This is a genomic window from Candidatus Hakubella thermalkaliphila (assembly GCF_013281975.1).
Lineage (GTDB): Bacteria > Actinomycetota > Humimicrobiia > Hakubellales > Hakubellaceae > Hakubella > Hakubella thermalkaliphila.
The window spans coordinates 1-1,967 of sequence record NZ_BLRZ01000205.1; the positions used below are offsets into that span (position 1 = coordinate 1).

A 1,967-nucleotide genomic window follows, 5' to 3' on the forward strand; every position below is an offset into this window, starting at 1 on the left:
TGACGTGTGCCAGGTTGCTTTTTTAGGTTTTTTTGCTTGACAAGAATCGGGGGGGTATACAATTAAAAATGAAAGGAGGAAGTGCTAATGGGTTCTGCCAAATCTCACGAGAAGAAACACAAGAAAGAATCAAAAGAGAAAAAGGTAAAAGGTTTGGAGGAAGAACTCAATATACGATATCACGATGTAAATCCGGAATGGAATTATACCATTTCGCCAAGGTTAATGAAATCAACAGAACAGGTTCAAAAGTAAACTTTATTTTGTTACATACGCTAAGATTTATGAGGTTATAGTCGAGAAAAACAAGAAAAGCGAGATTTATGAGGGTGCTTAGATTAAGAAGGGCGATCCCATTGGCACAATAATGAACTCTGGGGGTGGCCCACACCTACATTTCGAAATTAGACACCCAAATGCTAAACACTCAGGCAATTGGTTAATGGTAGGACATAAATCCAATTGGGCTGTGTTAGATAAAAAGATTAGCGGATATTGCATTGACTCACAGGAGATGGTAGATGCCGGACTAAGAGACCCTAGTGAGTTCATTGAAGCCAATTGACTACCAACTCCAGTGATGGGGAAAATCTTATTCGTATCACGTTCTGCCGATGGCAACTGATCACCTTTTGCAATAAATCTCGATGGTTCAGGCAAAACAAAAATTTTACCAAAGGTTTTGCCTCAAGATGAATCTTTATATCATCTTGCTGTCTCTCCTGATGAAGGAAGGCTCATGTTTCCTTGTGCCACTATTATGAACATTGATGGAAGTGCGAAAAGAGAATTACCAATACCATTTCCCCAAATAATGTGGCCAGAAAATTTTCGTTGGTCACCAGATGGAAAAAGAATTGCCTTTGAGGGTCATGATCTTCAATGTGGACAAGGAGATATTCGTGATGAAGGCTGGTGGGGTTGGGCTACGAAAATCGACCGATAATGCTAGTGAGGATGCGAGTCCCACCTGGGAGAGATAAGCAAATAGCCATAGGAGGAGTTAAAAGATGGGCAAAATGAAAAAGTCATCACGGCTAGTGTTATTGGGAAGGGGCTGGAAAGTGCTTCTGATCGTGGCTATCGGCTCCATTCTGTTAGTCGGCTGTGGCACGCTGGAAGGGGAGATCACGTTCTACGAAGGGGAGAGGTGGCGATACTTAGGGCGTATTGCTATCCCAGCCGAAGTGGTGGAGATGGCAGGTGGGGAGGGGGCCCTCGAAAGCGAACTCCAATCCTCCCTCCGAGAGGAGGCTCCGGACGTCGAAGTGTCCTGGGATAAAAAGTATGAAGGTCAAAACGTGGTCTATCACGTCACAGCCGAGGGAGAAGGGTGGGAAAAGCTCAATAGGTTTGCCTTTGATGGCAATGCCTCCATTACCAGGGAGGATGGCAAGATATATTTTACTTTTTCCATTCCATGGGAGGCAGGATTAGTGGTCTCTTCCTTGACGCTGCGAGGGGGAAAAATCATCTCCAGCAACGCGGATAAACAAACCGATGGAAGCGCCATTTGGTACCGTCCCACGGGTACCGTTGAGGCAGTACTAACCGAAAAGGGCCGATTCAACTGGCTTCCCATCCTGCTCTTTCTCCTCGTTATCTCAGCAGTGGGAGGAGCGATGGCCTTTGTCGCGAGGCGGCCCTCTAAGGAGAGGGCAGTCGTTATGGAGAGGGAGATCGCATGCCCTCAGTGTGGGACGGTAAACAGCCCTGGAGCTAGGTTCTGTAAGCATTGTGGCGCCAGATTGGAAGCCCAAGTGGTCATCTGTCCCAAATGTGGAGCGGAGAATAAGCCGGAAGCCAAATTCTGTGCTAACTGCGGTACCAAAATAGAATGAACGAGGAATAAAGATGCCTTCTTGTCCGCAATGTGGGACCAAGAACGAAGAAGGGGCCAGGTTCTGCCTGCAGTGCGGTGCTGCCCTTGGGCCAAGTCCACCAGCCCCCTCTACAGGCCAAATGAG

At 47.0% G+C, this 1,967-nt stretch carries 3 protein-coding genes; all 3 read left to right on the forward strand.

The window, feature by feature from the left end:
* Positions 1-87: 87 nt before the first annotated feature.
* On the forward strand, positions 88-255 hold the full coding sequence (locus HW443_RS10875) for a hypothetical protein (protein ID WP_176227004.1): 168 nt from the start codon (positions 88-90) through the stop codon (positions 253-255).
* Positions 256-1,010: 755 nt separating this feature from the next.
* A complete protein-coding gene (locus HW443_RS10885; RefSeq protein WP_176231906.1) occupies positions 1,011-1,841 on the forward strand; it encodes a zinc ribbon domain-containing protein in 831 nt (276 codons plus the stop codon).
* Between the two features lie 13 nt (positions 1,842-1,854).
* Positions 1,855-1,967 (forward strand): zinc-ribbon domain-containing protein (locus HW443_RS14090; RefSeq protein ID WP_176237154.1); only part of this gene is annotated, 113 nt, incomplete at its 3' end.

Coding starts and splice junctions, on each gene's coding strand:
- HW443_RS10885 (WP_176231906.1), top strand. CDS start 1,011: ATGGGCAAAATGAAAAAGTCATCACGGCTAGTGTTATTGGGAAGGGGC.
- HW443_RS10875 (WP_176227004.1), top strand. CDS start 88: ATGGGTTCTGCCAAATCTCACGAGAAGAAACACAAGAAAGAATCAAAA.